This is a genomic window from Pseudarthrobacter sulfonivorans (assembly GCF_031454915.1).
GTDB classification, from domain to species: domain Bacteria; phylum Actinomycetota; class Actinomycetes; order Actinomycetales; family Micrococcaceae; genus Arthrobacter; species Arthrobacter sulfonivorans_C.
In genome coordinates, this window is record NZ_JAVDRS010000007.1 from 198,639 (window position 1) to 225,250 (window position 26,612).

Below are 26,612 nucleotides of genomic sequence, written 5' to 3' on the forward strand. Positions count from 1 at the left end.
CGGCGGTTACTGACAGCTCAGTCCCGGCTGTCGCCGTCGGACGCGTTCTCGCGGGAGGACTGTGCCGCCTTCTGCACCACGGCTTCCAGGTCGTCGGAACTGAGCAGCTCACGGTGCAGGTGTTTGGTGCGGTAGCCGGAGCGGCCCACCATGTGCGCGGACACGGGTACGGTCAGCAGCTGGAAGATCCACGCCACCAGCAGCACCGGCCACACCCACCACGTCCGCATCTGCAGGCCGATGGCCGCGAGCAGCAGGAACAGCCCGAGCACCTGCGGCTTGGTTGCCGCGTGCATCCTGCTCAGCAGGTCCGGGAAGCGCAGCAGGCCGATGGCGGCGGCCAGGGACATCAGGGCACCCACCACTAGGAACACCGCCGTCACGGTATCGATGACGTTATCCACAACACTCGCCTCAGGACTCATGGGTTTGCTCCCGCCGGTCGGCCACAAAGCGGGCAACAGTCACAGAGCCGATGAAACCGACGACGGAAAGCGCCACCAGCAGCATCAGGTTGTTCAGGTGCCGGTTGACGGCCATGTCGATGCACAGCGCCGCGCCGAGGATGGCCAGCAGGACATCGGAGGCCAGCACCCGGTCCAGCAGCGAAGGGCCGCGCGCAATCCGGATGATGGCGCCGCCAGCAGCCAGCGAAAGAATGACTGCCGTGACAGTCAGGACAGTCTGCATCATGCTGCGGCCTCCTGCCGGACTAGTTCCAGTTCTTCCCGGCTGCCCATGATCCTGATCAGCCGGGCTTCGATGGTGCGGACTTCGTTGCGGAGGTTCTCCGCGCCCTCGGCTGTGCTGACATTGAGCGCGTGCAGGTACAGGGTGGACGTTGAACGGTCCACTTCCACCACCAGGGAACCGGGGATCAGTGAGATCACGTGCCCTACGGCGGTGACCATCAGGTCCTGGTGGCTGCGCAGTGGAACAGCGACGACGGCGTTAATCACGTTCGGTCCGCGGACGGCGGCGAGGTACATGACCTCGACGCTCGCTGCCGCCACCCGGGCGAGGAACCGCAGGGCGAAGGGAACGGCGTGCAGGATGTTGAAGCGGCCGCTGAGTTCAACCGGCGGGAGGTAGAACATGCGCGCCACCAGCACGGAGAGCAGGGCACCAAAGAGCAGGTTACCGGGGCTGAAGTCCTGCCAGAGCGCGCCCCAGACAATCACCAGCCAAACCAGCAGCGGAAGCTCCTGGCGCAGGGAAATCCGCCGGCGGCTCATTTGCCCCCTCCGGACTTCAGCGCCAGAGGCGGCACTTCGGTGTCTTCACCCAGCACAGCCTGGATGTAGGAAGACCTGTCCAGCATTTCCTCCGCTGCCTGGTCCGCGACCCGGAACAGCGGCCCGGCGAAGACCGTGAGGGACACACCAAGGACCACCAGGCCGAGCGTTGAGCCAACCATGGTGCGGGGCAGCAGCGTAACGTTGCTGCGGCCCGCCCGGCTGCCGGTGTCCGATTCCTCGGGCACGGCCAGCAGGACGGGGTCAGGATGCTCGGCATCCGAGGGCTTGCGCCAGAAGGCACGGTTCCAGACCCTCGCGACGGCCAGGAGCGTCAGCAGGCTGGTGACTACGCCGCCGATCACCAGTGCGTAGGCGAGCGGCGTGCCCAGTTCGATTCCGGCCTGGATCAGCCCCACCTTGCCCAGGAATCCGGAGAAGGGCGGGATGCCGGCCAGGTTCATGGCCGGCACAAAGAACAGCAGTGCCAGCACGGGCGAGAGCTTGGCCAGGCCCGCCAGCCGGTCCACCGAGGAACTGCCGCCACGCCGTTCGATCAGGCCCGTGACCAGGAAGAGGCTGGTCTGGATGGTGATGTGGTGGGCCACGTAGAACACGGCGGCGCCCAGCCCGGCCACGGAGGACATCGCCAGCCCGAACACCATGTAGCCGATATGGCTTACCAGGGTGAAGGACAGGAGACGCTTGATGTCGCTCTGGGCCAGGGCGCCCAGGATTCCCACCACCAGGGTCAGCAACGCCGCCACCATCAACGGCGTGTTCAGGCTGTCACCCGGGAACAGCAGTGTTTCGGTCCGGACCATCGCGTACACGCCGACTTTGGTCAGCAGGCCGGCGAAGACCGCCGTGACCGGAGCCGGCGCGGTGGGATAGGAGTCAGGCAGCCAGAAGGACAGCGGGAACACGGCCGCCTTGATGCCAAAGGCCACCAGCAGCATCACATGCAGCAGGGTCTGCGTTCCCTCGTCCAGGTCAGCGAGTTTGATGGCGAGGTCGGCCATATTCACGGTTCCGGTAGCCCCATAGACCATGGCGATCGAGATCAGGAACAGCACCGAGGACACCACGGAGACCACCACATAGGTGACGCCCGCCCGGATACGTGGCCCGGTACCGCCCAGGGTCATCAGGACGTAGCTTGCGGTCAGGAGGATCTCAAAGCCGACATAGAGGTTGAAGAGATCCCCGGACAGGAACGCGTTGGACACGCCGGCCACGAGGATCAGGAACGTGGGGTGGAAGATCGACACCGGGGCGTCCTGGTCGCCGTCGGCCATGCCCTGCCCGGTGGCGTAGACAAGCACCGCGAGGCTGACGGCGGAAGACACTACCAGCATGAGGGAGGAGAACTGGTCCACCACCATCGTGATGCCCCAGGGCGGCAGCCAGCCGCCAATGTTCACGGCGGCGGTACCGCCGTCCCAGACCGATGCAAGCAGGACGCACTCCAGCAGCAGCGTCAGCGACAGCACGGCGATGCTCACGGCGCGCTGCGCACGCGAGTTCCGGAACAGCAGGAAGGTCAGGGCGGCGCCGAGGATGGGAAATAGGACGGCGAGCGGGGCAAAGCTTGCGATGTTCACTTCACACCTCCTTCGGGGCCAGGGGTCACGTTCCGTGAGCCGGGTTGTTCTTCGGCGGCGGCATCCGTGGCAGGAATTTTCTTGGCACCCGCTACGACCGTTTCGCCGGACTGTGCGTGGTCTGCATGATCGGAAATACCGCTGCCGTCGCTGCCGAGCATGGTCAGGGGAAACTCGGATGTCTCTGCCGGGATCTCGGCGTCGTCCTCGGCGTCGAACCTTGGCGTCGCGGCGACGCGGCGGTCCTCGACGTCGTCCTGGATCTCGTCCTGGCGCGCCAGCACCCAGGTGCGGTAGATGATGCCGAGCATAAACGCTGTGACGGCGAACGAGATGACGATCGACGTGAGAATCAGGGCCTGCGGGAGGGGGTCGGCGTACTCGTCGGCCCCGGTGTCCTTGTTGAAGAACGGTGCCAGGCCGGCGTAGCCGCCGGTGGTCAGGATCAGCAGGTTGGTGGCGTTGGTCAGGAGCATCAGCCCCAGCAGCACCCGGGTCAGGCTGCGTTCCAGGATCAGGTAGATGCTGCACGCGTACAGTGCACCCATCACGATCAGCAGGGTCAGGTTGACGCTCATCCTTGGCCCTTCGCAGTGGTTTCGGTGGACATGCCCGAGGGTTCGTTCCCCTCGGCGGGGCCGGCAGCGGCCAGAACGTTCCCGGCAAGGGCGTTCTCCGCAAGGGCCTCTTCGGCTGAGCATTCCTCTGCGGAGTCTTCCTCGGCAGGCGCGGCCGCCTGCTCCTCGAAATGTTCGTCGATCTCGGAGCCGAGGCTGCGCAGCACGTCCAGGACCAGGCCCACCACCACGATGTACACACCAATATCGAAAATGGTGGAGGTGACGAACTTGATGTCGCCGAACACCGGCAGCCAGAATTCGATAATGGCGGACTGGAACACCTGTCCGCCCAGAAGCAGCGGCACCACACCCGACGCCGCCGCCGTCGCGAGCCCGATCCCCAGCAGCGTACCGGCGCCTACAGGCGTGGCCTCCCGCAGCTCGAAGCGCCCGCCGGCCAGGTACCGGATGGTCAGGGCCAGGCCCGCCGTCAGGCCACCGGCAAATCCGCCGCCCGGCAGGTTGTGTCCGGCCAGGAGAAGGTAGAGGGAGAAGATGATCAGGGAGTGGAAGATCAGCCTTGTGACCACCTCGAAAATGATGGAGCGCCGCTCAGGTGCCAGGGTCCGCCCCGCCACGATCCAGGCGTCCCGGGCCGAGGCGGCGAACTTCCGGCTGATGGCCAGCGCCGCGGCTTCCCGCGAACCCGGATCCAGCGCGGACTGCCGTCCAACGCTGCCCTCGGCAACGGTGGATGAAAGCTTCAGCCGGTCGCCGCGGCCGCGGACAAAGATGAGGCTGGCGACGCCGGTGGCAGCGAGGGCCAGGACGGAAATTTCCCCGAAGGTATCCCATGCCCGGATATCCACCAGGGTCACGTTGACCACGTTCAGTCCGCCGCCGCCCTCATAGGCAAGCCGCGGGAACTCCAGGGACACCGGAACGGCCACCCGGGCGCCCATTGAGTAGATGGCGGCAAAGACCATGGTGACGCCGAAAGCGGCGCCGATGATGACGCGGACCACCCGGTACCTGCCGCCGGTACGGTCGCGAAGCTCGGCGGGGAGGCTGCGCATGGCCAGCACAAAGGCCACCAGGATGATGGTTTCCACCAGCATCTGCGTCAGCGCCAGGTCCGGCGCGCCCTGGAGCGCGAACATCAGGGCGATTCCATACCCCGTCACAGACACCATCAGCACGGCGAGGAACCGTCTGTTGGCCTTGACCGCGGCCAGCGCGCCGATCACAATCGCCGCGCCCACCACCGGCTGGAGCGGCGAGTAGGGGTCCATGAAGTACAGGTTCTCCGGAATCGGCTTGCCTGCCACGAGCATGGTGGTCAGCGGCAGGGCAAACGCCATGGAGAGAATGACCGAAAGGTAGAAGTACAGCGAACCGCGCTGCGTGCGGCCGGTGACCCAGACTGCAGTGTCATCCAGCGCGCCGATGCTGAGCTGGTAGATGCGGTCGCCGTCGATCCAGCCGGGCACCCGGGACTGCGCGCGTTCCACCAGGGTCCGGCCAAAGTGCATGGCCAGGCCCAGCGCGAACGTGAGCGCCGTGAGCCCGAGGGCCGGGGTCAGCCCGTGCCACAGCGCAAGGTGCCCTGCCTGCTCGGCCGGGGTGCCGGCGTCGGCCGCGGTGGAGGCAAAGAGTGCCGCGTAAGGCTGGATCCACGCGTCCACCGGGGCGGGCCACAGGCCGTAAACGATGCTGAGGATGCTGAGGAGGGCAGGGGCGGCCAGGAAAGACGGCCTGACGGCCTTGAACGGTGTGGGCCCGACGCCGGGCTTGACAGCGAATGCCCCCCACATGAAGCGGGCGCTGTAGGCGAAGGTCAGGATGGAGCCCAGGACGATGCCCGCCAGCACCGCCATGCTCCAGGAGTCCCCGTCCGAAGCGTGGTGGACAAAGGCTTCCAGCACCGATTCCTTGGCCACAAAACCCGCCAGCAGCGGGACACCGGCCATCGACGCGGCGCCGATGCCGGCCACGATGCCGAGCGCCCGGGACGAGCGGAAGACGCCGGAGAGCTGGCGGACATCACGGGTTCCGGACTGGTGGTCAATGATGCCCACCACCAGGAACAGGGTGGCCTTGAACAGCCCGTGGGCCAGGAGCATTGCCAGGCCGGCAAGGGCAGCATCCGGCGTTCCGAGGCCCACCACCATGGCCAGGAAGCCCAGCTGGCTGACGGTGCCGTAGGCCAGGATGAGTTTGATGTCAGTCTGGCGGAGCGCCCGGTAGCCACCCACCAGCATGGTGGCCAGGCCCAGTCCGAGCACTATGGACTGCCAATATGCGGTGTCCGAAAATCCCGGCGCGAGCCTGGCCACCAGGTAGATCCCGGCCTTCACCATCGCCGCGGCGTGCAGGTAGGCACTGACCGGGGTGGGAGCCGCCATGGCTCCCGGCAGCCAGAAGTGGAAGGGAACCAGCGCGGATTTGCTGATGGCACCCACAAGGATAAGTACGACGGCGGCGGCGACCATCGCGCTGCTTGGTCCTGTTGTGAGGGTGGGAGCCTCCGCCAGGATCGCGGAGATCCGGTACGTTCCGGCGGTGTGGCCCAGCATGATCAGGCCTACCAGCATGGCCAGGCCGCCGGCGGTGGTGACCATCAGGGCCTGCAGCGCCGAGCGCCGGGCAGCCAGCCTGGTGCGGGCGAAGCCGATCAGCAGGTAGGACAGGATGGTGGTGAGTTCCCAGAAGATGAACAGCAGGAGAAGATCGTCCGCCACCACAAGGCCAAACATCGCGCCCGCGAAGGCGAGCAGCTGGGCCCCGAAGCCGCCCAGGTCCTGGTCCTTTTTGCTGAAGTACCGCGCGCAGTAAACCAGCACCAGGGCACCAACGCCCAGGACAAGAAGGGACATTACCCAGGCCAGCGGGTCCAGCCGGAAGGCGAACTCCAGTTCCAGCCCGGGAATCCACGGGATGACCTCGGTGACAGCCCCGGAACCGGAGTACACGGCACCGTGCTGGAACAGCAGCCAGGCAAAGGACGCAGCGGGCACAGCGGCCAGCGCGTAAAAGGCGTTACGGCCCCAAAGCCTGAACAGGAGGGGCGCCACAGCAGCCACCGTAAACTGCACGGCAAGGACTGTGATCACTGTTTTCTCCGCAACGTCAGGCGTTCATTTGTCAAAAAGTTAGGGCAGGCGGTCAATCGTTAGGTTCGGTGGCCACAGTTTATCAAGTCATTTCGGCGATTTTCCCGGCCCATGACCGCCGGCGGCTCGATTTTGCCGAGTGTCCGGCGTACTATGCCCGCGGTGTTCGCCACGGGCGGATAGCATTCAGCCTATGAACACCGCCAGCGCTCCCCCTGAGGCCACGCAGCCGTCGTCGGAACTCGCGTCCGGACACCAACCCGCCGGCAAGGGGCGCGTGCTCGCCTGGGCTGCCTGGGACTGGGGTTCGGCGGCCTTCAACGCAGTGATGACAACCTTCGTCTTTACCGTGTACCTCACGTCCAACGCCTTCGGCGGTGAGGACCAGGCCTCGGCCGTCCTCGGCGGCGCCCTGGCCATCGCCGGCCTCGCCATCGCGCTGCTCGCTCCCGTAACAGGGCAGCGTTCGGACAACGGCGGGCGCCGCAAGCTCTGGCTGGGGGTCAACACGGCCGCCGTGGCCATCCTGACCGGGCTGTGTTTCTTTGTGTTCCCCCGCCCTGAGTTCCTGCTGCTGGGCGTCACCCTGATTGCGTTGGGGAACGTGTTCTTCGAGTTCGCCGGCGTCAACTACAACGCCATGCTGGCCCAGATCTCCACGCCGACAAATATCGGCAAGGTCAGCGGGTTTGGCTGGGGCATGGGCTACCTCGGCGGGATTGTGGCCCTGCTGATTGTGTTGCAACTCTTTGTGCAGCCGAGCTTCGACTGGTTCGGCGCCTCCACCGAAGACAGCCTCAACATCCGGCTCGTGGCGGTGTTCTCCGCCCTGTGGTTCTTCATCTTCGCCCTGCCGGTCCTGTTCGCGGTGCCGGAACTTCCGCGGCCGGCCCGGGCCAAACCGCTCGGCTTCCTGACCTCCTACGGCCTGCTGGTCCGCCGGATCAAGGCCATCTACGCCACCAGCCCGCACACCATTTACTTCCTCCTCGCCAGTGCCGTCTTCCGCGACGGCCTCGCGGCAGTCTTCACGTTCGGCGGGATCATCGCAGCCGGCACGTTCGGCTTCGAACTGTCGCAGGTCATCTTCTTCGCCATCTTCGGCAATGTGGTGGCGGCCGTGGGCGCCATCATTGGTGGCTTCCTGGACGACCGGGTGGGGCCCAAGGCCGTGATCATGGGCTCCCTCGTGGGGCTGCTGATCGCCGGCACCATGATCCTGGCTCTCGGCAACGTCGACTACGTCTTCTTCGGATCCGCGTGGGCCGGCAGCACCACCTTCTGGGTTTTCGGCCTGTTCCTCTGCCTCTTCGTGGGCCCGGCCCAGTCCTCGTCCCGGGCTTACCTGGCCCGGCTGGCTCCCAGCGGCGAGACGGGCGAACTGTTCGGCCTGTACGCCACCACCGGCCGTGCCGTGAGCTTCCTGGCGCCGGCGCTGTTCACCCTGTGCATCACGGTTGCCACGCCCCTGGTTGCTCCCGGCGAGGCCCAACGCTGGGGAATCCTGGGCATCATGGTGGTGCTGCTCGCCGGCCTGTTGGTCCTCTTGCCGGTGAAGCCGCCGAACAAGACCTCTATCGCCTTGGTCCCTGCGTCCTAACGCCTTCCGCAGGCACCGCGTCCAGACACCGCTTCCGACACGGCTTCCCGGCGCCGTCAGCCCTCGCGGCGGCCCGGTGTTTCGCCGGGTCACTCACGCCACCCTAAACCGGCCTGCGGAGACTAGGCTGGACGTATGAACGTGGACGAGACGGACCTCCCCGGCCTGGGCCGGCGGAAGGATTTCATGACGGCTTCCGGCCGCCGCATTGGCGTCGTGGAGCTGCGGGAAGGCCAGACGGAACTTATCGTTTCCACCTGGGATGATCCCGACACCTGCCAGGCCTCCATTCCCCTGACCGGGGATGAAGCAGCCACCCTGGGCAACCTCCTGGGCGGGCAGCACCTGGCCATGAAGCTGACGGAAGAGCACCGGGACGTGCCCGGCATCGTGACCCGGCAGTTCTCCATTGCCCCGGATTCCCCGTTCCAGAACCAGCCCATGGGAAAGGCATGCATCCGCACCCGCTGCGGTGTCTCCATTGTGGCAATCATGCGGGAAGGCGAGGTGCTCCCGTCGCCGGGACCCGACGTCGTACTTCATTCCGGTGACCTGCTCGTCGCAGTGGGAACGCAAGAAGGCCTCGACTCGGCGGCCGATATCCTCCGCAACGGCTGAGCACTATGGACCCGCTGGCCCTGACCCTCATTGAACTGGGGGCCGTTGTGTTCTGCCTTGGCCTGTTGGCCAGGCTGGCCGGACGGATCGGAATGTCACCCATCCCCCTATACCTCGTTGGCGGACTCGCCTTCGGTGCGGGCGGCGTGGTTGAGCTTGAAGGCATGAAGGAATTCGCCCATCTTTCCGGCGAAATCGGCGTGATCCTCCTGCTGCTTATGCTCGGTTTGGAATATACGGCTGCCGAGCTTTTCACCGGTCTGCGCAGATCCTGGCAGGCCGGTGTTCTTGACCTGGTGCTGAATTTCCTGCCGGGCGCCGCGATTGCGTTCCTATTGGGATGGGGCCCGGTGGGCGCCATGGTCATGGGCGGCGTCACGTATATTTCGTCCTCCGGTATCGCTGCGAAGGTCATCACGGACCTTGGCCGGCTCGGCAACCGGGAAACGCCTGTGGTGCTGTCCATCCTGGTGTTCGAGGACCTGGCCATGGCCGTCTACTTGCCTATCCTCACTGCCACCCTCGCCGGTGTGAGCTTCCTGGGCGGGCTGACCACTGTGGCCATTTCCCTGGGTGTGGTCACCATCGTCCTGATGGTGGCCCTGCGGCACGGCCACCATGTGTCCAAGGCAGTCCACAGCGAAAACTCCGAGGTGTTCCTGCTCAACCTGCTTGGCTTGGCCTTGCTGGTGGCCGGCCTTGCATCGGCCATGCAGGTCTCGGCGGCGGTGGGCGCGTTTATGCTCGGCATCGCCATCTCGGGCGCCACTGCCCACAACGCCACGCGCATCCTGGAGCCCCTGCGGGACCTGTTTGCCGCCATTTTCTTTGTGGCGTTCGGGCTCAACACGGATCCTGCTTCCATCCCGCCCGTCCTCGGCTGGGCGCTGATCCTGGCTGTCATCACCGCCGCCACCAAGATGCTCACCGGCATCTGGGCCGCCAAGCAGGCAGGCATCGCTCGCCCTGGCCGGTTCCGCGCAGGGGCGGCCCTGATAGCCCGCGGTGAGTTCTCCATCGTCATCGCCGGCCTGGCCGTGGCCTCCGGCGTGGTCCCGGACGAACTCGCGGCTCTTGCCACCGCCTACGTCCTGCTCATGGCCATCATCGGGCCACTGGCCGCCCGCTACGTGGAGCCTGTGGTCAAGGCGCTCCGGCCCCCGGCTGCAGAACCGGCCCGCGCGTAAATTCGCGCAGGCCGAGGCCGCCTCCCCGAAGCCCATGCATCCAGCCCACCCATTGCGCACGCTGCCAACCCATCGAGTGGCGACTTCTCGGCACTAAGCGCCGGTCTAAGCGCTGAGATGTCGCCGCTCGCTCCGCCCGCCTGCCCGGACCAGGGCATCCAGCACCCGGTGCGCGCATCCATCGAAGCCCCAGGTCCGCACGTGGCCGGCCGTTGGTGTCACCGAGTGCCAGCCGACGGCGGCAATGGACTCGTCCCGGCGGATGTCGGATTCGCGCTGGCGGGCCTCCAGGTGGTGATGCCCGTCGTAGTTGACGGCCACCTTGAACTTCGGAAACGCCATGTCCGGCCAGGCCAGTTCCCCTCCCGTGCGGTCAAGCACCACGTAGCTCAGGGCTGGCTCCGGCAGGCCGGCCCGTCGCATCGCCAACCGCAGCCGCGTCTCCGGTGGCGAGTCAGCGCCCACCCGGCACAGTTCCAAAGCCTGCCGGGCCGCACGGATTCCCCGGACACCCGGGGTGGACTGCACTTGCTCCCGCAGGTCCTCAAGCGAACAGAACGCTTCCTTCCTTGGCCCGAAGCTCCTGGCTTGGCTGCAGATGAAGTAGTCCCCTGCGGCCACCAGGTCCTCCAGGCCCAGGACCGAGGCCAGGTCCAGCCACGTCCGCGCAGGCGAGGTGACCGGGACGCCGTCGAGCATTGCCATATCCTGTGGGCGGAGGGACAACCGGTGACCGGCCACCCCTTTTCGCACTGGACGGGTACCGCCGCCCACCATTGATAAATGGATCTTCAGGTCATCCTGAAGTTCCAGCGACAGAGGGCAGCCCCACAGTTGCGCCGCCGTGGCGAGGCAACAGACTGCGCCCGGGGTCAGCGCGGACAGCAGAGTGCAGGTGTGGCGCAGTGGCTGCCCTTCGCCCCACGGAACGCGCACGCCCCGGCTGGTCACACGAAGATCGCTTCGCCACGCACGTCCTGCCGGTACGCCGGCCTGGACCTGTTGGGCCTGGGTGAACGATCGTCCCGCGAGGTGGTCAGGGAGGGCTGAAGGCTGCCGCATGACCCATTGTTGGCACAGCCACCGCGACCCAGGCCGGTTATCCACAGTGTGGAGGAGGAGTCCGGCCTCACTTCCGCAGCGAGTGGCGAGTTCTCGGCGCTAACAAGGGCGTTTAGCGCCGAGATGTCACCCCTCGATGGGAAGACCGCTAAATCTCCGTGCGGTGGAAGTTCAGGTGGCTGCGGCTGGCGGTCGGACCGCGCTGACCCTGGTAGCGGTTGCCGTAGTCGCCGGAGCCGTAGGGGTATTCGGCGGCCGAGGTCAGCCGGAAAAAGCACAGTTGGCCGATCTTCATTCCCGGCCAAAGCTTGATGGGCAGGGTGGCCATGTTGGACAGTTCCAGCGTCACGTGGCCGGAAAAGCCTGGATCGATAAACCCGGCCGTGGAGTGCGTCAGCAGGCCAAGCCGGCCCAGGGAGGACTTGCCCTCCAGGCGGGCCGCGATGTCGTCCGGCAGGGTGACGGTCTCGTAGGTGGAGCCGAGCACAAACTCGCCGGGGTGCAGGATGAAGGGCTCACCGCTCTCCACTTCGACCAGGCGGGTCAGCTCGGGCTGGTCTTCCGCGGGGTCGATATGGGCGTACTTGTGGTTGTCAAAGAGACGGAAAAACCGGTCGATCCGCACATCCACCGAAGATGGCTGGACCATCGCGGATTCGTAGGGTTCAAGGACGATGCGTTGGGAGTCTATTTCGGCACGAATATCGCGGTCACTGATCAGCACGCCTCCCAAATTACTATGCGTTGTCCACAGCGCACATTCTTTCGTTGTTGCAGTCACTTACTGGGGCTAATGTTGCCTCAGTGACAGCCGCCGGATGGTCTCCCGGTTGGTACAACTGAACTGAACTGATCTGGGGTTGGTTTTGAGAAAATTTGCGGCGCCCGCCGTTGTGGCAATGCTGTGCGCCTTCGCATTGGTGTCCCCGGCCGCTGGCCTGTATTCCAGCCCGCCGGCGCACCAGCCTTCAGTGGGCGCAGCCAGCGCCACAGGGCCGCGGACCGTAACCCTGGGTCCCGCAGGAACAGCGGACGACGGCGGGGCACCCGGAGCCGGCAGCGGTACCGGGTCTCCACTCGCCCCGGCCGTGGAACCGGAGATCACTCCGGCGTCACCCGCGGGGGAACCAACCACGTCCGGCACCGTCTCTCCTGACTCAACGCAGACTCCCAGCGGACCCGGCGCAGCAACCGAAAACTCCACGCCGCCCGAGCCTGCATCCATACCGCCGCTCTGGGCGCCGGATGCCGAACTGGCCCAGCCATCAATTCCGGCTTCAGGAGCCGCGGTCCCTGAAGCCCTCACGGCTGAAGCCCCCACCACCGAACGCCTCGCCACGGAAGCCCTCGTGCCGGACAGCAATACGGCTGCCGTACTGACAGTCTTCAATAAGATCAACGAATACCGGGCGTCCAAGGGCCTGGCGCCGGTGAAGTACCACGCCACGGTGGCTGGCCTGGCGCAGGACTGGTCCAACAACATCGCGTCGCGGGAAGTCATTGAACACCGTGCCAACTTCTGGACCGACCCGCGGGCGCTCAGCCCCACCAACGGCGCCGGTGAGGTCATCGCCGTCCGCTGGGACAGGGACGCCGCACAGCTGGTGGAATGGTGGAAAACCTCCCCGGGCCACAACGCCATGCTCCTCGACCCGCGCTTCAACGTGATGGGCGCCGGCATCACCTACACGGACGGCAATTGGCAGACCTCGCCCAGCCGGTACACCCTGTGGGGCGTGGTGAACTTCTTTGGTTACACCACCCTCCCGGCCGGCACCGTCACCTCGCCCGGCAGCGGCCCCACCGACGGGAACGTCTTCCCTCCGGCCGCGCCCAGCGTGTGCGATCCGGCCGTCAAGCACATGCCGCCCACACAGGACCTTGCCGGCGCGGCGATCACCAGTGCTGCCGATCTCGTGTCCATCAACTCGTCAGGCCAGCTCCTCAGCCGCCCCGCCACCGGTGACCGGGGTTACGGGGCAGCCAAGGTCATCGGTTCCGGCTTCGGAACGGCCAAGGAGGTCTTCACCCCGGACTGGGACCGGGACGGCGCTTATGACCTCCTGACCCAATGGAATGATGGCCGCCTGACGCTCCACCGCGGACTTGTCGGCGGAGGTTTTGGGTCCGGAGTGACGCTGGGCGCGTCGGGCTGGGCGAGCATGACGCTGGCCGTTGGCGGCTGGTGCGCCAACAACCGGCTCCCCCAGTTGGTCGCCCTGGAGGGCAGCAACATCTACCTTTACCCGAACGTCGGCCTGGCCGACATGTCCTCGCGCACCCTGATGGCCACCGCAGTATCGGCCACTCGCCTGGCCATGGTGGACTACGACGCGGACGGCTTCCAGGACCTCCTGGCGCGAAGGTCCGACGGCACCGTGGTGCTTTACCGGGGAGCAGGGACCCCGGCGCCCCGCGCCGAAGCGCGGACCACGGTTGCCACTGGGTGGGCTGACGTCACGGGGATCCGGCCGCTGCGCGACGTCACCGCCCTGAACTCCACCGGGGTGGCCCTGCGCCGGGCCAACGACGCAGTGCAGTACTGGGACCTGAGCGGCGGAACGCTTGCGTCGCCGTCGAACATCACCGGCAGCTGGGCGGGCCAGCGGCTGGCGCAGTAGCAAGGGGGGAGCAGTAACGCCGCCGGAAACCTAAGCGGCCGAGCGGATGGCCAGCAGGTCCCTAAGGCGCTCCAGCTGGGCTACTTCGGCCTTCATGGCCCGCTGGATGCCGGTTTTCATCAGGCCGAGGAGTCCCTTGGGCTGGTACTCGAGCGCGAACCGCACACGGGTTCCTTCCGGTTCGGTACTGAGGTAATACCCGCCGGAGGGTCGTGTCTGGCCAGCAGTGACCTGGAATCGGATTTCGGCACCGGGCCTGGCCTCGGTGATTTCAAAGTCCGCTGGAACCGGCCGGCCGGACCGGCCCAGCACCGTCTGCCGGTATACCGCTCCCTTGGTCCTGGCGGCGCCTGAGGCCAGGCTGATGCTCCGAATTCCCGTGCGCCATTGCGGCAGGTTCGTACCGTCGATCAGGAAGGTGTACACGTCCATGGCGTCACGCGGGATGAGTACCTCGTGTTCTGCGAATGCCATGGGAATCCTTCGGTTAGCATCAGGCCAGCGGTGATAGCCCGCCCCACCCCCATGACACTGCAGCTAACGGGTTCACAGTAGCCAGAGGTTTGTCCTGCACCTAGCCACAGGCGGGGACGTTATTGAAGAGTTACTGGATGACGCCGCGCGGCAGGATTTGGGGCAGACACGGTCCGCACCGTGGGCACCGTTGCCGGCGCGGGGACGCATCTGCGCTAAGCTAAGTTTTGCCCCGCGCACATGGGGGCCCACGCGGCTGTAGCTCAATGGTAGAGCGCTAGCTTCCCAAGCTTGATACGCGGGTTCGATTCCCGTCAGCCGCTCCATGGCGAGCGAATCCTGCCGCCCCTAGACGTTCTTCGCCTTCCGCACGCTACGGTCCACGGCCTTCTTCAGCGCCGCAAGCCGGGCAGCCTCCTGCTTGCGGTATGAACCGTCCTTGGCTGCGGAAAACAGACGGCCCAGTCCCTTCGAAGCGTATAGCGCGTTTACGGTCAGCCGCGTGCTGTCCGCCACCGGGTACAGGGAACAAGTGATGGTGATGGTTTCACTGCCGGTCTCGTGTGTTTCGGTCCAGGAGCGGTCCGGCACGTGGTCCGCGAAAAGCACCCGCACACCATCCTGCCCGGGAACCGCGGCGCGGGCCTTCTCGTCCACGCAGAACGCGTAGACCTCCTGACGTCCCCAGGGAATGAGGACGGTACTTTCAATCGTGATGGATCCCATGGTGCTGTTCCCGTAGTTCCCAGAGCCTGCCCAGCGCAGCGCCCAGAGCGTCATTTTCACACCGGGAACGCCCAGGCACAATCACCGCCGCACCCGCCCACTCCCGCCAGGCCCGTTAGGTGCTGCCGTGTATCGTCAGAAGTCAGGAACCTTTTTCGGTTCCGCTACAGGAGCAATCATGGCTGACAAGTCCCCGCGTCAAGCAGCATCCAAAAAAGCCGGCAAATCCATCAAGGAAAAGCGCGCCGACAAGAGGGCAGCCGCAGCGCCTTCCAGCTCCCTGGACACCACGTCCAAGACCGCCAAGAAAAAGTGAGTGGCCACCAGAGCCAGCTGACCCTGGGCGTACTGGCATCAACCCGCAAACCGGACGAACGCCGCCTCCCCATCCATCCCCTGCATTTCGAACGCATCGCCCCGGAACTGCGCCAGCGCATCATCCTGGAGCAGGGCTACGGCGAGCGCTTCGGCGTCTCGGACGGGCACCTCTCCACCCTCGTCGGCAGAGTAGCCACCAAGGAGGCGCTGCTGGCGGAGGCCGACGTCGTACTCCTGCCCAAACCGCAGCCGGAAGACCTTGCCGAACTGCGAGATGGGCAGGTCCTTTGGGGGTGGCCGCACTGCGTCCAGGACCGCGCCATCACGCAGCTGGCCATCGATAAGAAGCTCACCCTCATTGCCTTTGAAGCCATGAACCACTGGGCGAGCGACGGTGGCTTTGGCCTGCACGTGTTCCACAAGAACAACGAGCTGGCCGGATACTGTTCGGTGCTGCACGCTCTCTCGCTGACGGGCTCAACCGGTGACTACGGGCGCCGCCTCAGCGCCGTTGTGATCGGCTTCGGGGCTACTGCCCGCGGCGCCGTGACCGCGCTGAACGCGCACGGCATCCATGACGTCCAGGTGCTGACCAACCGCGGAGTCGCCGCGGTGGGCGCCCCGATCCATTCGGTCAACATCGTGCAGTTTGATCACGACGCCGAAGCCCCCTTCCTGAGCCAGGTCATCACCGAGCGTGGCCGGGTTCCGCTGGCACCGTTCCTGGCCGAAAGCGACATCGTGGTCAACTGCACGCTGCAGGACCCGAACAACCCGCTCACCTACCTGCGGACCGAGGACCTGGCAGCATTCAGCCCGGGCAGCCTGATCGTGGACGTTTCGTGCGATGAGGGCATGGGCTTCAGCTGGGCACGTTCCACCACGTTCGCCGAGCCGATGTTCACTATCGGCGACCACATCAACTACTACGCGGTGGACCACAGCCCGTCCTACCTCTGGAATTCCTCCAGCTGGGAAATCAGCCAGGCGCTCCTGCCGTTCCTGGAGACGATCATCGGCGGGCCGGAGGCATGGGATTCGAACGAGACCATCGCCCGGGCGATCGAAATCCGCGACGGTGAAGTCCGCAACCCGGACGTGCTGGAGTTCCAGCAGCGGCAGACCGAATACCCGCACCTGCCCGTTGAGGCTCCTACGGCGTAGGTCCTTGCAAGGTTCGGGCCGTTGACTGCCGGGTGCACAGGATCTACGCTCCCCCTGTGAAGCCGATCGGCCGCGGAAAGGTCCAGCCATGATTCTGCTCGCAGGCGGCACGGGAACCCTTGGCGGCGTCCTGGTTCAGGCGCTGCAGGCGGCAAGAATGCCGTTCCGGATCCTGACCCGGAGCAGCCACCGCGCGGCGCCACTGAGAGAGGCCGGGCTGGACGTCGCGATAGGGGATGCCGGGAACCCTGCGGACGTTACCCGCGCGCTGAGCGGCTGCACCGCCGTCGTCTCCGCCATCAGTGGTTTCGGCCCGCAATCCGGAAGCACACCGCCGGCCGTGGACCGCGACGGCAACATCAACCTGATGGAAGCCGCCGAGCGGGGCGGCGTCCGGCAGTTCATCCATTTCTCGATGCATGGGGCGTCTGCCTCACACCCCATGGAACTGGCGCGGATGAAGTACGCGGCGGAGCAACGGCTGATGGCCGGCAGCCTGGCGTGGACCATCATGCGTCCCACCACCATCCTGGAAACTTACGCCGCAATCATGGGTGAATCGCTTCGCAAGAGCGGCGTTGCTGTGGTTTTCGGGCGCGGAGACAAACCGGTCAACTTCGTCAGCGCCGTGGACCTGGCAGGCGCGGTAGTGCTGGCACTACGGGGCGGCCTGAAAAACCAGGCGGTGGACGTCGGCGGACCGGACAATATGCCGCTGAACGAGCTGGCAGGCCTCCTGATCGAACGCAACGGCCGCGGCCGGACAGTCCATGTTCCGCTTCCGCTGCTTCGGGCCGCCGCGGCGGGGGCCCGGTGGGTAGCGCCACCCTGGGGCCGCGTCCTGGGTGGAGCCGTCAATCTCGGGGCCGCCGACATGTCCTTCGATGCAGCCCCGGAACGCACCAGGCTGCCGGGAGTTCCGTACACGCCGGTCCGGGAAGCACTGGCTCTTCTGGACCGGTCCGCCTAGTCTGCCGCAGCCCTTCAGGCCGCGGCCACCCGGCTGACAATCCTCACCGGGTGGCGGCGGTCCTTGAGGTCCACCCGAAGCTTCAGCGCACCTTTCCGGGCCAGGACGACGCCGACGGTCACGGCGGCGAGCGCCGGCACCCCGCCGGACACCAGCAGTGCAACGTGCGGGTCAATGTGCTCGGCAATCCAGCCGAGCATGGGGCCGCCGATGGCCTGCCCGCCGATCAGCACCATGATGTACAGGCTCATCACGCGTCCCCGGATGCCCATGTTCGAGCTGATCTGGACCAGCTGGTTGGAGCCGGTCAGGAACATCAGGCACCAGAACCCGGACAGGACCATGACCACGCCGAACCAGAGCATGGACGGCGCCAGCGCCGCCAGGCACAGCATCAGGCCGTACATTCCGGCGCAGAACACCACGGAGCGGAGCCGCAGCTGCCGGCGGCGGGTTGATGCGACGGCACCGGCGAGGGCCCCGAGCGCCACCAGTGCGTTGAGCAGCCCGTAGCCGCCGGCACCGACGTCGAACACGTGGTCCGCGAAGGCGGCGAGCAGCACCGGCAGGCTCATGGCGAAGACGGCGATGAACCCGGCCATCAGCCAGGGCCAGTAAATGGTGGGTTTGCTGAGCGCGTACCGGAGCCCTTCCCGCAGCATGCCCTTCTTCTTGGGGGCCGGGGTGCTGACGAACAGCTGGTCCTTCCGCAGGAGCAGCAGCATGGTCACCGTGGAGCAGCACGCCAGCGCGTTCGCGGCGAAGGCCCAACCGGCACCAACGGCGGTAAGCAGTAGTCCGGCCAGTGCCGGGCCGATCAGCCCGCCCAGCTGGAAGGTGGTGGAGTTGACGCTGATGGCGTTGCGCAGGTACTTGGGACCCACAAGTTCGTTGACAAAAACCTGGCGCGCGGGCTGGTCCAGCACCGTGACCAGGCCCAGCACCAGCGCGATGACGTATACGTGCCACACCTGAATGGCGCCGGTGAGGGACAGCGTCGCGAGGGCTGCCGCGAGAATCGCCGCCAGGCTCTGGCACAGCATCAGGATCTTCCGCTTGGCGAACCGGTCGGCCATCATGCCGCCCCACGGCCCCAGCAGGAGTGACGGCATAAACTGCAGCGCCACGGTAATGCCCACGGCGGTGACGGAGCCGGAGAGTTCCAGCACCAGCCAGTCCTGCGCGATCCGCTGCATCCACAGGGCCACCACGGCCACAAAGTGACCGATCGCGAAGATGCGGAAATTGGGGACCTTCAGGGAGATAAAGGTGTGCCGCCAGGGAAGGTGTTCACTGACGACGGCGATGGGCTGGGTTCGGGCGGAGGCTGCGGTGGCGGAAGCGGAATCGATGACGGGCTGGCTGACGGTTGCCGACGTTGGCGGTGGGGGTGCCACGGATGTGTCCTCAGGGAAGCGGGCCGGTTGGGATGCTCCCACGCTAGGCTGGTTCCAAGTGATTATGTAGACCTATTGGGTCTATAACTACTATTACGAAACATAATGGCACGGGAGCCGGACCTGCGACGACAGGCAGTGGTAGCCAGAAGGAGTCCACCATGTTCGAACCAGCCCAGCTCCGTTCCTTCCTGGCCGTGGCCGAGACGTTGAGCTTTACCAAGGCGGCCGAGCGGCTGGGCCTGGCGCAGCCCACGGTCAGCCAGCACGTCCGCAAGCTGGAGACGGCGGCAAAGCGCATCCTCATCACCCGGGACACCCGCGATGTACGCCTGACGGACAACGGCGACGCCATGGCAGGCTTTGCCCGCAGCATCCTGTCGGCCCACGATGCTGCCACCCGCTACTTCTCCGGTTCTGCCATGCGCGGCCGGCTGCGTTTCGGCACGGCCGATGACCTGGCTATTACCGGACTCCCGCGGATCCTGCGTGAGTTCCGGCAGGTCTACCCCCAGATCAACCTTGAACTGACCGTGGGCCAGAGCGACCAGCTGTATAAGAAACTCAACGCGGGCCAACTGGACCTGGTTTTTGTCAAGTGGGTGGCCGGCGTGAAGGACGGCACGGTGGTCCAGCACGACACGTTCTCCTGGGTGGGGCTGGAGCAGACGTCCCTTATGCCCGGGGAGACGGTGCCGCTGATCGCCTACCCCTCCCCCAGCCTCAGCCGGAAACTGGCCATCGATGCGCTCGAATCCCGCGGGCGGACCTGGCGGATCACCTGCACCACCCGCCAGATCAGCGGCGTCCTGGCGGCACTCCGGGCCGGCATCGGCGTCGCCGTGATGCCCACTTCGCTGGTCCCCGACGACCTGAAAATCATCACACGCACGTTCGACCTGCCGCCAGTGGGTGACGTTGATTTCACCCTGATCCGCAACCCGCTGGCCAACGCCGAGGTGATCGATGCCCTGACGCAGGCCATTGTAGGACGGACGCTCAAGAAGTCCGCCTGACCACACCCACATTTCCTAAAAACCATTGAGAAAAAACCCGGCCTCCTCTATGCTGGTTTTTCCATGGGTCAAGCAGTGGCCGGTTCAACATTACGAGTGCGCCCGCGGCCCATGGGGCGGCCGCACTCGGGATAGGCAGCCAATGACGACAGCCGAGAACACCCATTTACACCCAGCATTTGCGCCCCGACATAACACCGTTCGCCCGCTGGTCACGCATCATTCCAGCTACGGCGCCGGCATCACCCACGCCGCCGAGTACGTAGGCAAGCCCACGTGCGACAAGTGCGGCACGGACGAATTTATCTACCTTGAGTCATATGTCCCTCCGGTTTACCGGCGTGACGGGGCGGTCAGGACCCTGGGCGAAGTCGCCTACACCTGCACCCGTTGCGAAGATTTCTCCGCCCACTCCGTTCCGACGTCGTGGACTCCCCCAGGCTGGTACTTGGGGTAACTTCCAACGGTCTCCGCCCGCCGCCTCCGTGCGGGCCATCCAACAACAACGAAAGTCCCGGCAGCCACCACGTGGCTCCCGGGACTTTTCGCGTTTAATGCTTGCTTTGGTCGACTAAATCAGCGAATCCGAGAGGTGGTTCGGGGTGCCGAACCGGTGGGCAGTGATGCTGATGGCCTGTTCGTGCAGGAACGGCAGCAGCTCAACCCGTCCGGCCTCCGTCACCGGGTGGGCGTAGACCGCCACGTCCGGGCGCCCGTCGATGGCTTCGGCGAGCGCGGTGGCGTCGCCGCCGATCAGGCGGATCCGCGCTCCGGACAGCTTGCCCGCCTTGGCGAGGCGGGCCGCTGAAGCCAGCCAGCCGGCGTCGGACTCCACCGTGACGGTGATGTCCAGGCCGGTGAGGACTGCACGCAGCTGGGCGGGAAGTTCGACGGCGGTGGATACCGTCAGGGCCGAACCTGCCTGGACGCCGGCGGCGACAGTCCGCGCCAGGTGAGCCACCGGGGCGCCTTCGGATAGGCGGATGGTGACGGGCAGCGGCCGGTAGCGGAAGATGTTGCGCTCCGCGCTCAGGCCGGACACGTCCTTGGCCGTGCCGAACTCATCGGCCCAGGCCTGGGCGTCGGACGCCAGGGCGCGCTGCAGCGACCCGAGTTCGCCCGGCTGCAGGGCGCTTGCGGCCGCGGCGGAGATCCGGCGGACGCCAGCGTTGGCGATCGGGGCATCAGCGGTGCTGGCCCTGCTGGTCCAGTCGCCGAGGCCGGCCAGGTAGTTCGGTCCGCCGGCCTTGGTGCCCGCTCCGACTGCCGACTTCTTCCAGCCGCCGAACGGCTGGCGCTGCACGATGGCCCCGGTGATGCCGCGGTTCACGTAGAGGTTGCCGGCCTGGATGGAGTCCAGCCAGATGCCGAGCTCGTCCGGGTTCAGCGAGTGCAGGCCGGCGGTGAGGCCGTACTCGATCTGGTTCTGGATGGCGATAGCCTCTTCGAGGGTTTCGGCGGTCATCACGCCCAGGACCGGTCCGAAGAATTCGGTGAGGTGGAAGTAGGATCCGCGGCGGACGCCGTGGCGCACGCCCGGGCTCCAGAGCCGGCCGGTTTCGTCAAGCTTGCGCGGTTCAACAGCCCAGGATTCCCCTTCGCCCAGGGTGGTGAGGGCGTTGAGAAGCTTGCCGTTGGCGGGCTCGATGATGGGGCCCATCTGGCTCGTGGGGTCCTGCGGGTAGCCCACCTTCAGGGAAGTGACGGCGTCGATCAGCTGGTTGTGGAACCGCTTGGACTTGGCCACCGAGCCCACCAGGATCACCAGAGAAGCGGCAGAGCACTTCTGGCCGGCGTGGCCGAACGCGGAGTACGCCACGTCCTTGGCGGCGAGGTCAAGGTCCGCACTGGGGGTGATGATGATGGCGTTTTTGCCGCTGGTCTCGGCCAGGAGCGGCAGGTCCCTGCGGAAGGAACGGAACAGCTCAGCGGTCTCGTAACCGCCGGTGAGGATCACTCGGTCCACCGCGGGGTGGGAGATCAGCTGCTGGCCGAGCTCACGCTCGCCCAGCTGAACCATCGTCAGCACGTCCTTCGGCACACCGGCTTCCCAGAGTGCCTCGATCATCACGGCGCCGCTGCGGCGGGCCTGCTTCGCGGGCTTGATCACGACGGCGGAGCCGGCGGCGAGTGCCGCGAGCGTGGACCCTGCCGGGATGGCGACCGGGAAGTTCCACGGCGGGGTCACGACGGTGAGTTTCGCTGGGACGAACGTGGCGCCGTCGACCTTTTCCAGCTTGCGCGCCGACTCGGCGTAGTAGTGCGCGAAGTCGACGGCTTCGCTGACCTCGGGATCGCCCTGGTCGATGGTCTTGCCGGTTTCACTGGCCATGACCTCAAGGAGATCGGCGCGGCGGGCTTCGAGGACGTCGCCGGCGCGGTGCAGGATCTCGGCGCGCTCGTCACCGGACAGCGCACCCCAGGCCTTGCCCTTTTCAACGGCGGTGTCGATGACCTTGTTCAGCGTGTCCGCGTCCGTGATGGTGGCGGCTTCCACGGCGGCGTTGCCCAGGGTGGACGTGGGGACGCGGTCCAGGATGGCGCGGCCCCACGCGCGGTTGGCGGGCAGGGAAGGATCGGTGTCCGGGGTGTCCTTGAAGGAATCGTGCGGCAGGGGCTGCGGCGGGAGGCTGCGGTTCTGCTGCCGGTTGGCCGCGGGGATCTCGTCGTCGAGCGTGTCGAGGGAGGCAAGGAAACGCTGCTTCTCACGCTCAAAGAGCGCCTCGTTCTCGCTGAGCTCAAACACCGCGGACATGAAGTTGTCCTGGCTGGCGCCCTCTTCGAGGCGGCGGATCAGGTAGGCGATGGCGACGTCGAACTCGGCCGGGTGCACCACGGGCGTGTAGAGCAGGAGGGAGCCAACGTCCTTCTTGACGGCTTCGGCCTGGCCCTGCGCCATGCCCAGCAGCATTTCGAACTCGATGCCGGCTTCCACGCCGCGCTGCTTGGCCAGGAGCCAGGCGAAGGCGATGTCGAAGAGGTTGTGGCCGGCCACGCCGATGCGGATGTTGTTGATCCGGTCCGGGTGGAGCGCGTAGTTGATGACGCGCTTGTAGTTGGTGTCCGAATCCTGCTTGGTGTGCCAGGTGGCGAGCGGCCAGTCGTGGAGGGAAGCTTCCACCTGTTCCATGGGCAGGTTGGCGCCCTTGACCACGCGGACCTTGATGGCGGCGCCGCCGTTGGCACGGCGTTCCGCGGCCCAGTCCTGGAGGCGGATCATGGCTGCGAGGGCGTCGGGGAGGTAGGCCTGCAGCACGATGCCGGCCTCGAGGTTCTTGAACTCGGGCTTGTCCAGGATCCGGGTGAAGACCGCGATGGTCATGTCCAGGTCCTTGTATTCCTCCATGTCCAGGTTGATGAACTTGGCCTTGTTCCCTGCATTGTTGCCGGCCCCGGCGAAGGATGCGGCACGGGTGAAGAGCGGGGTGAGCTTCTCGACGACGTGCTCCACTGCCTCGTCGAAGGCCCAGGCGGAGTGCGGGGCGACGGTGGAAGAGACCTTGATGGAGACGTAGTCCACGTCCGGGCGGGCCAGCAGGGTGTGGGTTCCCTCGAGCCGGCGGGAGGCCTCGTGCTCGCCCAGGACGGCTTCACCCAGGAGGTTGACGTTGAGCTTGACGCCGTCCTTGCGGATCTTGGCGATGGCCGGGCCCAGCTTGGCGTCGGTGGCATCCACGATCAGGTGGCCCACCATTTCGCGGAGCACCCGGCGGGCGATCGGGATGACAACCTGCGGCAGGACCGGTGCCATGGTGCCGCCGAGCTGCACTGCGCTGCGCATGTACCAGGGCAGGAAGGCCGGCACCTTGGGGGCGAGGGCGGCAAGGTTGCGGGCGGCGACGTTCAGGTCCTCGGGGCGGACCACGCCGTCGACGAACCCCACGGTGAAGTCGAGGCCGTTCGGGTCTTTCAGCACACCAGCAAGCTGCTCGGCCGAAGCGTCAACAGGAACTTTCGAGGCCTCGGTGAGCCAGCGGCGCACCAGGGTGATGGTTTCCGCCGCGAGGGCACGGGCCTGCGGGACGTCAGTTCGCCCGGAGATTTCCGTTGCAGTGTGAGTCATGATTGCTCGTTCTTTCCTTGGTGTGAAGGGGTCTTATTCACCAGTATGAGCTTGCAATCACTTAAGATAAAGCGATGTTTGCTAAGCAATACAGGTTAGAAAACCCAATGCTTTTCGGGGCACGACAAACCCCTAACCTCCCTAGTCCGGCCGCGCCCAGCCCCTTCCCCGCTGCACCCAACCATCCCCCGCAGACGATCTCTTGACTTAAGGCCGGAAAACGAAAAACGCCCTCTCACTTCCCGAAGAAAGTGAGAGGGCGTCCATGGGTGGGAGGGCGGGGTCAGGCGAGGGGGCGGTGCATCTCCACAATCTCCTCGTGGCGCGGGCTGTTGGGGTTCATCAGGGAGTGCTTCTTGCCGTAGAAGAAGTAGATGGCCAGGCCAATCACGAGCCACACACCGAACCGCGCCCAGGTCTCCCAGTGCAGCTGCAGCATCAGGAATCCTGAAGCCAGCACGCCGAAGGCCGGAATGAACGGCATCAGCGGCAGGCGGAAGGTGCGCGGGGCGTCGGGCTTTTTGTAGCGGAAGACAATCACGGAGAAACAGACGACGACGAACGCGGCGAGGATGCCGATGTTGGTGAGGTCCGCGACGGCCTTGATCGGGAACACCCCGGCCAGCAGGGCGGAGGCGACGCCGGCAATCCAGGTGACGCGCTGCGGGGTGCCGTGGCGGTCCGTCTTGGCAAACCAGCCCGGCAGCAGGCCGTCGCGGCTCATCGAGAACCAGACCCGGGTGACGCCCAGGAGGAAGGTCAGCATCACCGTGAGGATGGACAGGACGGCGAACACCGAAATGATCGTCGCGATAACGGGCAGGCCCACTCCGGTGAAGGCTGAGGCGAAGCCCGCCTTGGGGTCGATGTCCTTGTAGTTCTGCATGCCGGTAAGGACCAGAGTGGCCGCAACATAGAGCAGCATGGCGATGATCAGGGAAAGAATAATGGCCTTCGGCATGTGCTTCTTGCCATCGGTGGCTTCCTCCGCCGCGGTACTCATGGCGTCGTAGCCGAACACTGCGAAGAAGACGGTGGCGGCGCCGGCAAGGACGGGCCCGAACCCGCTGGGCATAAACGGGTTGTAGTTGTTGGTGTCGATATAGAAGACGCCCAACCCAATGATGAACAGGATCAGGAGCACCTTGATGGCGACGGCCACGAGTTCAAACCGGCCGAAAGCCTTGGTCCCGCGGGACAGGATCCACGTCACGATAAGGCAGACGACGATGGCGGGGATGTTGACGATGCCGCCGGTGCCCTCATCCGGGGTGGAGGTCATCCAGACGGGCATGTGGATGCCCAGTCCGGAGAGGAACGCGTCGAAATAGCCTGAGATGCCGATGGCCACCACGGCAACAATGGCTATGTATTCGAGCAGCAGGTCCCAGCCGATAAACCAGCCGATCACCTCGCCCAGCGCCACGTAGCCATAGGTGTAGGCCGAGCCTGCGCGCGGAATCATGCCCGCAAACTCAGCATAGGAAAGCGCAGCCGCGGCCGACGCCAGGCCGGCCACCAGGAACGAAATCAGCACCGCGGGCCCCACACCCGGTGTGTCTTCGCTGCCTGCTGCCACCAGCCCGGCGAGGGAGAAGATGCCGACGCCGATAATGCCGCCGACGCCGATGGCCGTCAACTGCCAGAGTCCGAGGGATTTGAACAGCCCGCTGTGCTTGTTTTCTTCTTCGATGTCATCGATGGGCTTGCGCCGCATTATCGACTGGGTCATGTCTCTAGTGGTCATGAGGAACTCCTGCGTGGGATGCGGCCCCATCGCGGCGCCCCCACTCAAGGGGTTGTGACGGGGATAACTCAGGTACACCAGTATGCAAGCGTGGTTGCATTAGATAAAGTGACTACTTCTAACCAATATTCATTAGATTCATCAAGGAATGTGGCCATGCTCGATGTCCGGCGCCTCAGGCTGCTCCGTGAACTGAAAATCCGGGGCACACTGGCGGAGGTGGCGGAGGCGCTGCAGTACAGTCCGTCCTCGGTATCGCAGCAACTCGCCCTGCTCGAAAAAGAGGTGGGCGTGGAGCTCCTCCGGAAAACCGGGCGACGGGTGCAGCTGACACCGCAGGCCGAGGTTCTGGTGGCACACACCGCGCAACTGCTCGAAACCATGGAACAGGCTGAAGCGGATCTGGCGGCGTCGCTGACCACAGTCACAGGAACCGTGCGGATCGCCGTCTTCCAGTCCGCAGCGCTTGCCCTCATGCCGGACACGCTCACGCGCATGAGAAACGCCTACCCCGAGGTGCGGATCGAGATGACCCAGCGCGAACCGGAGACAGCCCTCCACGAAACGTGGGCCCGCGACTTCGACCTGGTGATTGCCGAGCAGTATCCGGGCCACGCCGCCCCGCGATACCCGGAACTGGACCGCATCAAACTGACCACCGACGCCATCCGGCTCGCCGTTCCGCCAGCGTCCGACGGCGGGCCCGCCATCCGTTCGCTCGAAAACACTGCGATGCTCCCGTGGGTCATGGAGCCGCGGGGTGCGGCCTCCCGGCACTGGGCGGAACAGGCCTGCCGCAGTGCGGGATTCGAGCCCGATGTGCGCTTCGAAACAGCCGATCTCCAGGCCCAGATCCGGCTGATCGAGTCCGGTAATGCCGTGGCGCTGATGCCCGACCTCGTCTGGACCGGCCGCGGGACCACCGCCCAGCTGCTGGACCTGCCCGGGAACCCGCACCGCACGGTATTCACGTCGGTGCGCCGCTCCAGCGCCCAGCGGCCCGCCATCCTGGCTGCCCGCGAGACGCTCGCCGCCACAGCCGCGTCCGTAACAAGCGACGCGCCAGGGGCCGGCGGCCCCGGCCGGCCGCCGTCGTAGTGTTCAGTGCATCACAGCGCAAACCGGGGGCCGACGCTA

General features: G+C 65.9%; 22 protein-coding genes and 1 tRNA gene. 10 read left to right on the forward strand and 13 right to left on the reverse strand.

Annotation, left to right across the window (positions count from 1 at the left end; all coding sequences use genetic code 11):
• Positions 1-17: 17 nt before the first annotated feature.
• The 6 genes from mnhG to J2808_RS16300 are packed head-to-tail and all read right to left on the reverse strand — an operon-like array spanning position 18 to position 6,512.
• A complete protein-coding gene (gene mnhG, locus J2808_RS16275; protein ID WP_309818674.1) occupies positions 18-425 on the reverse strand; it encodes a monovalent cation/H(+) antiporter subunit G in 408 nt (135 codons plus the stop codon).
• Positions 415-693, reverse strand: a complete 279-nt coding sequence (locus tag J2808_RS16280) for an MrpF/PhaF family protein (protein ID WP_309818676.1) — start codon at positions 691-693, stop codon at positions 415-417. Before J2808_RS16280 ends, mnhG begins: the two co-directional genes overlap by 11 nt.
• A complete protein-coding gene (locus J2808_RS16285; protein WP_309818678.1) occupies positions 690-1,235 on the reverse strand; it encodes a Na+/H+ antiporter subunit E in 546 nt (181 codons plus the stop codon). The genes J2808_RS16280 and J2808_RS16285 overlap by 4 nt, the downstream gene beginning before the upstream one ends.
• Complete coding sequence (locus tag J2808_RS16290; protein WP_309818680.1) at positions 1,232-2,839, reverse strand: Na+/H+ antiporter subunit D; 1,608 nt, start codon at positions 2,837-2,839, stop codon at positions 1,232-1,234. Before J2808_RS16290 ends, J2808_RS16285 begins: the two co-directional genes overlap by 4 nt.
• Positions 2,836-3,417 carry a Na(+)/H(+) antiporter subunit C gene (locus J2808_RS16295; RefSeq protein ID WP_309818682.1) on the reverse strand — a complete coding sequence of 194 codons (582 nt, stop codon included), beginning with the start codon at positions 3,415-3,417 and terminating at the stop codon, positions 2,836-2,838. Before J2808_RS16295 ends, J2808_RS16290 begins: the two co-directional genes overlap by 4 nt.
• Complete coding sequence (locus tag J2808_RS16300) at positions 3,414-6,512, reverse strand: Na+/H+ antiporter subunit A (RefSeq protein WP_309818683.1); 3,099 nt, start codon at positions 6,510-6,512, stop codon at positions 3,414-3,416. Before J2808_RS16300 ends, J2808_RS16295 begins: the two co-directional genes overlap by 4 nt.
• A gap of 193 nt (positions 6,513-6,705) precedes the next feature.
• Here J2808_RS16300 and J2808_RS16305 point away from each other — a divergent pair, with 193 nt between their 5' ends.
• The 3 genes from J2808_RS16305 (at position 6,706) to J2808_RS16315 (ending at position 9,917) form a co-directional block, all read left to right on the forward strand.
• Complete coding sequence (locus tag J2808_RS16305) at positions 6,706-8,112, forward strand: MFS transporter (RefSeq protein ID WP_309818685.1); 1,407 nt, start codon at positions 6,706-6,708, stop codon at positions 8,110-8,112.
• 135 nt (positions 8,113-8,247) lie between these two features.
• Positions 8,248-8,730: a cation:proton antiporter regulatory subunit gene (locus J2808_RS16310; RefSeq protein ID WP_190990410.1), complete on the forward strand. Its 483-nt coding sequence runs from the start codon at positions 8,248-8,250 to the stop codon at positions 8,728-8,730.
• Between the two features lie 5 nt (positions 8,731-8,735).
• Positions 8,736-9,917, forward strand: a complete 1,182-nt coding sequence (locus J2808_RS16315) for a cation:proton antiporter (protein WP_309818689.1) — start codon at positions 8,736-8,738, stop codon at positions 9,915-9,917.
• Between the two features lie 105 nt (positions 9,918-10,022).
• Here J2808_RS16315 and J2808_RS16320 read toward each other — a convergent pair whose 3' ends face one another.
• Positions 10,023-10,979 carry a hypothetical protein gene (locus J2808_RS16320; RefSeq protein ID WP_309818691.1) on the reverse strand — a complete coding sequence of 319 codons (957 nt, stop codon included), beginning with the start codon at positions 10,977-10,979 and terminating at the stop codon, positions 10,023-10,025.
• Between the two features lie 148 nt (positions 10,980-11,127).
• On the reverse strand, positions 11,128-11,703 hold the full coding sequence (gene dcd / locus J2808_RS16325) for a dCTP deaminase (protein ID WP_309818693.1): 576 nt from the start codon (positions 11,701-11,703) through the stop codon (positions 11,128-11,130).
• Between the two features lie 142 nt (positions 11,704-11,845).
• On the opposite strand from dcd, the gene J2808_RS16330 reads away from it, so the two are divergent.
• On the forward strand, positions 11,846-13,600 hold the full coding sequence (locus J2808_RS16330) for a CAP domain-containing protein (RefSeq protein ID WP_309818694.1): 1,755 nt from the start codon (positions 11,846-11,848) through the stop codon (positions 13,598-13,600).
• Positions 13,601-13,630: 30 nt separating this feature from the next.
• Here J2808_RS16330 and J2808_RS16335 read toward each other — a convergent pair whose 3' ends face one another.
• Positions 13,631-14,074, reverse strand: coding sequence for an SRPBCC family protein (locus J2808_RS16335; protein ID WP_309818696.1), 444 nt, complete (start codon positions 14,072-14,074; stop codon positions 13,631-13,633).
• Between the two features lie 252 nt (positions 14,075-14,326).
• Here J2808_RS16335 and J2808_RS16340 point away from each other — a divergent pair.
• Positions 14,327-14,400, forward strand: a tRNA-Gly gene (locus J2808_RS16340).
• Positions 14,401-14,422: 22 nt separating this feature from the next.
• Here the strand turns inward: J2808_RS16340 and J2808_RS16345 are convergent.
• Positions 14,423-14,800 carry a hypothetical protein gene (locus J2808_RS16345; protein WP_309818698.1) on the reverse strand — a complete coding sequence of 126 codons (378 nt, stop codon included), beginning with the start codon at positions 14,798-14,800 and terminating at the stop codon, positions 14,423-14,425.
• Positions 14,801-14,978: 178 nt separating this feature from the next.
• On the opposite strand from J2808_RS16345, the gene J2808_RS16350 reads away from it, so the two are divergent.
• The 3 genes from J2808_RS16350 to J2808_RS16360 all read left to right on the forward strand — a co-directional run bounded on the left by J2808_RS16350 (position 14,979) and on the right by J2808_RS16360 (position 17,252).
• Positions 14,979-15,116 (forward strand): hypothetical protein, encoded by a 138-nt coding sequence (locus tag J2808_RS16350; RefSeq protein WP_309818700.1) that lies wholly within the window; start codon positions 14,979-14,981, stop codon positions 15,114-15,116.
• Positions 15,113-16,282 carry a N(5)-(carboxyethyl)ornithine synthase gene (locus tag J2808_RS16355; RefSeq protein WP_309818702.1) on the forward strand — a complete coding sequence of 390 codons (1,170 nt, stop codon included), beginning with the start codon at positions 15,113-15,115 and terminating at the stop codon, positions 16,280-16,282. The genes J2808_RS16350 and J2808_RS16355 overlap by 4 nt, the downstream gene beginning before the upstream one ends.
• Positions 16,283-16,370: 88 nt before the next feature.
• Entirely contained in the window at positions 16,371-17,252 is an 882-nt protein-coding gene (locus J2808_RS16360; RefSeq protein WP_309818704.1) for an SDR family oxidoreductase, read from the forward strand.
• Positions 17,253-17,266: 14 nt separating this feature from the next.
• Here J2808_RS16360 and J2808_RS16365 read toward each other — a convergent pair whose 3' ends face one another.
• Positions 17,267-18,649: an MFS transporter gene (locus J2808_RS16365; protein ID WP_309818707.1), complete on the reverse strand. Its 1,383-nt coding sequence runs from the start codon at positions 18,647-18,649 to the stop codon at positions 17,267-17,269.
• A gap of 161 nt (positions 18,650-18,810) precedes the next feature.
• On the opposite strand from J2808_RS16365, the gene J2808_RS16370 reads away from it, so the two are divergent.
• The gene (locus tag J2808_RS16370) at positions 18,811-19,665 is read left to right on the forward strand and encodes a LysR family transcriptional regulator (protein ID WP_309818710.1); all 855 of its coding nucleotides are present in this window, start codon (positions 18,811-18,813) and stop codon (positions 19,663-19,665) included.
• 571 nt (positions 19,666-20,236) lie between these two features.
• Here the strand turns inward: J2808_RS16370 and J2808_RS16375 are convergent.
• Together J2808_RS16375 and J2808_RS16380 are read right to left on the reverse strand one after the other, a co-directional pair.
• Positions 20,237-23,728: a bifunctional proline dehydrogenase/L-glutamate gamma-semialdehyde dehydrogenase gene (locus J2808_RS16375; protein ID WP_309818711.1), complete on the reverse strand. Its 3,492-nt coding sequence runs from the start codon at positions 23,726-23,728 to the stop codon at positions 20,237-20,239.
• A 283-nt stretch (positions 23,729-24,011) separates the two neighbouring features.
• The gene (locus J2808_RS16380) at positions 24,012-25,475 is read right to left on the reverse strand and encodes an amino acid permease (protein ID WP_309818713.1); all 1,464 of its coding nucleotides are present in this window, start codon (positions 25,473-25,475) and stop codon (positions 24,012-24,014) included.
• A 156-nt stretch (positions 25,476-25,631) separates the two neighbouring features.
• Here J2808_RS16380 and J2808_RS16385 point away from each other — a divergent pair, with 156 nt between their 5' ends.
• Positions 25,632-26,573, forward strand: a complete 942-nt coding sequence (locus J2808_RS16385; RefSeq protein ID WP_309818715.1) for a LysR substrate-binding domain-containing protein — start codon at positions 25,632-25,634, stop codon at positions 26,571-26,573.
• Positions 26,574-26,612: the final 39 nt, after the last annotated feature.